Here is a 6,080-nt window from a genome sequence, read left to right on the forward strand (position 1 = left end):
GCCTCCGAAACACGCCTGGGGTTCCAGCCGCGGTGCTCAAGGCGCGGCCTTCTCACCATATTGCAGGACCTGTACCTTCTCCAAGGTGATCAGCCCGCTCGACATCATGCCATCCAGGATGGGCAGGAATGCGTTGATATTGTCCTCACTGTCGACGATCTCGATCACCAGCGGCAGGTCTTCCGACAGCCGCAGGATTTTCGAGGTGTGCAGCCGGCTCGACTTGCCATAGCCCATCGGCCCGCGCAGCACGGTGGCGCCGGCAAGGTGACGCTCGCGCGCGCTGATCACGATCGCTTCATACAGCGGCTTGCCGTCGAAATGGTCGTTCTCGCCGATGAAGATGCGGAGCAGGACTGCTTGTCGCGGAATTTGCATGATCAGCTCCTTTTCAAGCGGTTATAGCGGCTCGCCATCATATGACCGAGCCATACCGACACCAGCCAGCAGATGAGGGAGGCGGCGATATAGGCCAGTGCGGTGTATTTCATGCCGCCATGGAACAGGCGGAAGGTCTCCAGGCTAAAGGTCGAAAAGGTGGTGTAGCCGCCGCAAAAGCCGGTCATGACGAACTGCCGGTGCTCGGGCCGCGCCAGCACGCGGCCGTCGGGGCTGGTGAGCGTCGCATAGAAGCCGATGATGAGGGACCCCGTGGCGTTGATGAACAGAGTCGCGAACGGAAAGCCGGGCCCGGTGTCGAGCAAGAGCCCGACGAGCCAGCGCGTCATCCCGCCGACGATGCTGCCGGCGGCGACCCAGGCATAAAGCAGCGCGGTGCGCCAGCGGTCCTTGGAGGTGAGGGTGGTCATCGGCTCTAGCCTCCGAGCCTGTCAGCAAGCAGGAAGCCGCAGGTCACCGCGGTGAGGCACAGGCCGACCGAGAACACGATGTTGCCGAGTGCGTGAAGCTGCTCGCCGTTGCGCGCGAGCGTCAGGGTCTGGAGGCTGAACGAAGACACGGTGGTGTAGCAGCCGAGGAAGCCGGTCACCGCGAACAGCCATGGCGTCGGCGCGGCGAAGATCGAGCCCGGATGCGTTGCCAGCGCGCCGAAAATGCCGATCAGGAAAGCACCGGTGACGTTGATGGTCATGGTCCCCCAGGGAAACGTCTCGCCGAAGCGCCGCGCGATTACGCCGGAGAGGAAATAGCGCGCGCAGCCGCCGAGCACGCTGCCGATCATGATTGCCAGAACACCGCTCAACACGTCGAATGATCCCCCAGTTTTTCCCTCAATGTCCCGCCGGTCTCGCGAAGCTCTTGCCGATCGCAAGCAGTCCCGCAAGCGAGATCAGCGCAAAGCCGAGCCCGGCCAGGAAGGTGCCCGCCGGCCCATAGGCGTCCCATAGCGCGCCCGCGAGTATGCTGGCCGCGAGCGTCGCGAGCCCCGTGAACAGATTGAAGTAGCCGAACGCGGTGCCGCGTAAGCTTGGCGGCGCGGTATCGGCGACGAGCGCCGCGAACAACCCCTGCGTCAGTCCCATATGCAGGCCCCAAAGCACGACGCCGAGCGCGAGGCCTGCAAGGCTCGGCAGCAGCGCAAGCGCGAGATCGGCGGCGGCGAGGAAAGCGAGCCCGAGCGCCAGCAGCCCGGTGCGGTTGATGCGGTCGGACAAGGCGCCGGCCGGATAGGCCGAGAGCGCATAGACGATGTTCATCAGCACCAGCACCGCCGGCACCCACATCGCGTTGAGCCCGATATTCTGCGCCCGCAGGATCAGAAAGGCCTCGCTGAAGCGCGCCAGTGTGAAGGCGATGCCGACCGCCACGACGCGCCAATAGGCCGAGCCGAGCTGCCACATCGCCGCGGTGTTGAGCGGGTTTGGCGCCGGCGCGCGGGCCCCGTCGGGCTCGGGCTCGCTGACGGCGAACGTTATCAGGGCAAAGGAGAGGAACGCCGGCAGCACCGCGACCCAGAACACGGCTGTAAAATTATCCGCCGTCCACCACATCAGTCCGATCGCCGCGAGCGGGCCGACGAAGGCCCCGATCGTATCGAGCGACTGGCGCAGGCCGAAGCTCGCGCCGCGCAACTGCACTGGTGCAATGTCGGCGATCAGCGCATCGCGCGGCGCGCCGCGGATGCCCTTGCCGACGCGGTCGATGAAGCGCGCCGCAACCAGCCATCCAGCGCTGGGCGCGAGCGGAAACAGCGGCTTGGTGCACGCGGCGAGCCCATAGCCGAGCGCTGCGAGCAGCTTGCGCCGGCCGAGCCAGTCCGACAGAGCGCCGGAGAAGATCTTCGTGATCGAGGCGGTCGCCTCCGCGATGCCCTCGATGATGCCGACCGTCATGGTGGAGGTGCCGAGCACGGTGACCAGATAGACTGGTAGCAGCGCGTGGATCATCTCGGAGGAGACGTCCATCAGCAGCGAAACGAAGCCGAGCACCCAGACTCCCCTGGGGACCGCGGTTAGGGCTGAATTTGGCGTCGCCGTCGTCACGTCTTGCCCTTCGCATTCAGGCAATAAAAAAACCCGCCACCGGCGGGTTATCCATGCTCCCGCCGAAGGCGAGGCTTTCCAATTGCCTCACCTCAAGCAGGAGTCATCAGCCCATACAATCTGACATCGTCGGGCGGTTATCGGGGGACTCCATCCCCATCTGTGTGACAAGCCTAGCATGGAAATCGCGCCGCACAATAGGGTGGGGGAAGTTGCTTGTCATTCCGAGGCTCGCGAAGCGAGAACGCGGAATGTCGAGATACCGGGTTCGGCTCTCCGAGCCGCCCCGGAATGACAGTGATGGTTGCCGCTTGCCCGAAGCGGCGTGAGCGTGGCAGCGCTGCGGCAGCTTTGCGTTACAGCTCACGCGCCTAACTCGAATGTGAAGCAGGGGCGATCTTCGCGCTTTGCTTAAATGCATTTGCATGTCACCATCGCGTCATACGACGGGAGGGCGCGATGCGCTTGCTGTTCTCGATCGGGGCTGTGCTGGTGGCCGGCATGCTTGCCGGAGGTGACGCTGCGAGCGTCGCTGCGCCAGGAACCAGGTATCAGCAGCAAGCAGCAGACAAGGACGCGCAGAGCGTCGATGTCGAACTGATCCTCGCCGTCGACGTCTCCTACTCGATGGATATGGACGAGCTTGCGATTCAGCGCGAGGGCTATGCGCAGGCGATCCAATCCAAGGAATTCCTCCAGGCGCTCAAGGCGGGGCCCAACGGCCGGATCGCGGTGACCTATTTCGAATGGGCCGCTTCCAGCGACCAGAAGATCATCATTCCCTGGCGATTGATCGACGGGCCCGAGACGGCGGATGCGGTCGCCGCCGAAATCCTGAAGACGCCGATCCGGCGCGCCTCGCGCACCTCGATCTCCGGCGCGATCAATTTCGCGATGCCGCTGTTCGATGAGGATCCATATCGCGGCCTGCGCCGCGTCATCGACATCTCCGGCGATGGTCCCAACAACAATGGCGGGCCGGTCACGGTCTCGCGCGATGCCGCGCTGGAGAAGGGTATCGTCATCAACGGGCTGCCGATCATGGTCAAGGAGCCGTCTTATTCGACCATGGATATCGACAATCTCGACTATTACTACGAGGACTGCGTGGTTGGCGGTCCCGGCTCCTTCGTGATCGCGATCAAGGACCGCGACAAGTTCAAGGAGGCGATCCGCACCAAGCTTCTGATGGAGGTCGCCGGCCGCACGCCTGAGCGCAACGTCGTGCACGTTGCCGAGAAGGAGCCGCGCGTGAGCTGCCTGATCGGGGAAAAGATCTGGCAGGATCGCTGGGGCAGGTAAGGGATGGCCGACGAAGGTCCGATGATGGTCGGGGCCGCGACCGTATTCGTCGTCAGCGACATCGCAAAGAGCCTCGTGCACTATCGCGACGCATTCGGCTTCGACGTTACGTTCGAATATGGCGAGCCGACGTCCTATGTCTGTCTCTGCCGCGACGAGGTCGCCCTGCATCTGATCGCGTCGGCCCGCACCAAGCGCCTTCCCGGCAACGGCGCCATCTGCGTGTTCGTCAGGGACGTGGACCAGGTTCATGCCGAGCTGGCGGCGCGCGGCGCCACCATCGTCAAGCCGCCCGCGAACTACGATTACGGGATGCGCGATTTCGACGTCGTGGATCTCGACGGCAATCAACTGACGTTCGGAACGGGCGCGTCCGAGGACTGAACAGTCAACGGGATGCCAGCGCGGTCAAGATGCGCTCGATCGTGCGCAGGTGCGCCAGCGCGCTCTCGAACGCATGATTTCCGATGCGGCGCCAGATCCCCGACGTTTCCTCCATCAGATTCGGAATGGTCAGCGGAAACTCCGCGGCCTGCTGGAGAGCCGCCTTCTCGTTGATGAGATATTCTCCGTTCAGCGCAAACAGGACCTGCGCGACGCAGGTCAGCGCGCGGTAGACGCAGCCCGCGACGTGGGTCTGGTCTTCGTGCAGCGCGGCGAGTTCGGCATTCTCGATGCTGAACAGGATTTCCCACCGGAAGCGCCGGATCAGCGCCTCACGCAGCGGCTTTGGATAGGGCAGTGCGATCGACTTCAGCTCCGCGATCACCGCGCGTTCGTCGCGCAGCGGCTGACAGCAGGCGATCTCGCCCATCCAGATTGCCGAGCAGAACCCGTGCGGATGTCCGGGCTGATAGTCCATGCTGATCTGTCCCGACCGGCAGGCCTCCATCGTCCGGCGGACCGCATCGATGTTCCGGTAGAGCAGGTCGACCTTCTGCCCCTCGATCGTCAGCCATGCACCGCCGACGATCCACGGCCCCCATTCGCCGACCGAGGTGACCGTCGTCGCCTCGGGATCGTCGGCGAGTTGCTGCGCCGCCTGTTGCAGGCAATCGGTGTCGAGTTTGCGGTTCTCGGAGAAATACAGGCCGATGTCGTAGTCGGAGTTTTCATGCGACGTCCCGCGCGCCCGCGACCCGCCGAGCACGATGGCCTCGATGCCCGCGACGTTGCCAAGCGTGGATACCACCCGCTCGATGAGCGGATCGCGCTGGATGTCCGTCTGCGCTATCATGTGGTGAAACCCGCCGAAGCCCGCGCGGCTTGCGCCCGGTGGCGGATATGGTCCTGATTGTGGCGATGGTCAACTCCCCAGCTGCCGCCGTCCGTCAGTCGCGCGGCGCGGGCAAAGACCGCAACTTGTTGGCCCTCCGATAGACGTTCGCGATGCGGGGCCTGCCGCGAGCCGTCAAAATGCCGTTCAATCTGTGGTTTAGATCACGCCAGGGCGTCGTGAAGCGGTGTCTACTGTCCCTGTCAATCCGGTTGAGGGAGCATCGCGCGACATGCGCGATTTTGATGTTCGCAGGAGGATCGCCGTCATGACCCATCGCAGAAAACCCCCGGGTGCAATTCGTCACTATGGTGTCCTGGCGGGAACCGTCGTCGATGGCCTGCAAAGCTCGGACGGCTCATCGCCGCACTACGAGATTCACGTTGGTGGCGCCGGAGACTACCGGATCGCCGTCAACGTCCAGTCCGTCGACGACAGTGAGGTGCTGGCCTTTTTCGACCCCGACTTCGCAAGGTCGGGAACTCTGGATCTGAAGCCATATCTGCAGGGCAATCGCGGCTTTCGGCGGCTCGAGACCGGTCCGTCAGGCTCCGGTGGGCTTGACTATCTCCGCGACAAGCTCTTCCCGGTCGATGCGATGCAGCCGATCCCGGCGACGGGCCGCGGCGTATCGCTGAAGAACCTGCTCAACGCCAACATCAAGCGGGCGAAGGCAGACCCTAACGCCATGGTGGTCGCGTTCGGCGAATATTTTGAGGACCACGGCCAGACCGACCAGTATTTCCACTTCCGGCCCGAGCGCGGGATTCACGACATCCACATGATGCAGGGCAATCGCGGACAGTTCGCGAGCGACAACCGCACCCATGGCGATGGCGCGCTATTCATCTCGTTCGACAATGGGCAGGAGATCGTCGCGTTGTTCGTGCGCTTCCAGACGCAATCGCTCCACACCGATGATCGCACTGGCGCGCCGCTCGATTAAAGCGCGATGAGACTAGCACTACTTTGGCAGATTGTCGGTTTTGCCGTGCTTTATAGGATTCCCGAATCAATTTTTCAATGATCCATGGGTGGTCGGCTCTTGGAGGGCTGACCAT

8 protein-coding genes and 1 riboswitch are annotated in these 6,080 nt (G+C 63.5%); of the genes, 3 read left to right on the plus strand and 5 right to left on the minus strand.

The window, feature by feature from the left end; all coding sequences use genetic code 11:
• Positions 1 to 36 precede the first annotated feature (36 nt).
• Genes SO139_RS07030 through SO139_RS07045 form a run of 4 tightly spaced genes read right to left on the minus strand, consistent with a single transcriptional unit; the run spans position 37 to position 2,441 of the window.
• Positions 37 to 378, minus strand: coding sequence for a DUF190 domain-containing protein (locus tag SO139_RS07030; RefSeq protein ID WP_449378644.1), 342 nt, complete (start codon positions 376 to 378; stop codon positions 37 to 39).
• Positions 379 to 380: 2 nt separating this feature from the next.
• Positions 381 to 809: a fluoride efflux transporter CrcB gene (gene crcB / locus SO139_RS07035; protein ID WP_449378643.1), complete on the minus strand. Its 429-nt coding sequence runs from the start codon at positions 807 to 809 to the stop codon at positions 381 to 383.
• A gap of 5 nt (positions 810 to 814) precedes the next feature.
• Entirely contained in the window at positions 815 to 1,204 is a 390-nt protein-coding gene (gene crcB / locus SO139_RS07040; RefSeq protein ID WP_449378642.1) for a fluoride efflux transporter CrcB, read from the minus strand.
• A 25-nt stretch (positions 1,205 to 1,229) separates the two neighbouring features.
• Entirely contained in the window at positions 1,230 to 2,441 is a 1,212-nt protein-coding gene (locus SO139_RS07045; protein ID WP_498539830.1) for an MFS transporter, read from the minus strand.
• A gap of 90 nt (positions 2,442 to 2,531) precedes the next feature.
• Positions 2,532 to 2,608: riboswitch (Fluoride riboswitch) on the minus strand.
• Between the two features lie 292 nt (positions 2,609 to 2,900).
• Between SO139_RS07045 and SO139_RS07050 the strand changes: the two genes are divergently transcribed.
• Together SO139_RS07050 and SO139_RS07055 are read left to right on the plus strand one after the other, a co-directional pair.
• Positions 2,901 to 3,743 carry a DUF1194 domain-containing protein gene (locus SO139_RS07050; RefSeq protein ID WP_449378640.1) on the plus strand — a complete coding sequence of 281 codons (843 nt, stop codon included), beginning with the start codon at positions 2,901 to 2,903 and terminating at the stop codon, positions 3,741 to 3,743.
• Positions 3,744 to 3,746: 3 nt separating this feature from the next.
• Positions 3,747 to 4,127 (plus strand): bleomycin resistance protein, encoded by a 381-nt coding sequence (locus tag SO139_RS07055; RefSeq protein WP_498539831.1) that lies wholly within the window; start codon positions 3,747 to 3,749, stop codon positions 4,125 to 4,127.
• Positions 4,128 to 4,131: 4 nt separating this feature from the next.
• On the opposite strand, the gene SO139_RS07060 is transcribed toward SO139_RS07055, so the two are convergent.
• Positions 4,132 to 4,980, minus strand: coding sequence for a nucleotidyltransferase domain-containing protein (locus SO139_RS07060; RefSeq protein ID WP_498539832.1), 849 nt, complete (start codon positions 4,978 to 4,980; stop codon positions 4,132 to 4,134).
• A 307-nt stretch (positions 4,981 to 5,287) separates the two neighbouring features.
• Between SO139_RS07060 and SO139_RS07065 the strand changes: the two genes are divergently transcribed.
• Positions 5,288 to 5,965, plus strand: coding sequence for a DUF2278 family protein (locus SO139_RS07065; protein ID WP_449378637.1), 678 nt, complete (start codon positions 5,288 to 5,290; stop codon positions 5,963 to 5,965).
• Positions 5,966 to 6,080: the final 115 nt, after the last annotated feature.

The sequence above is a fragment of the Bradyrhizobium sp. UFLA05-89 genome (assembly GCF_059803475.1).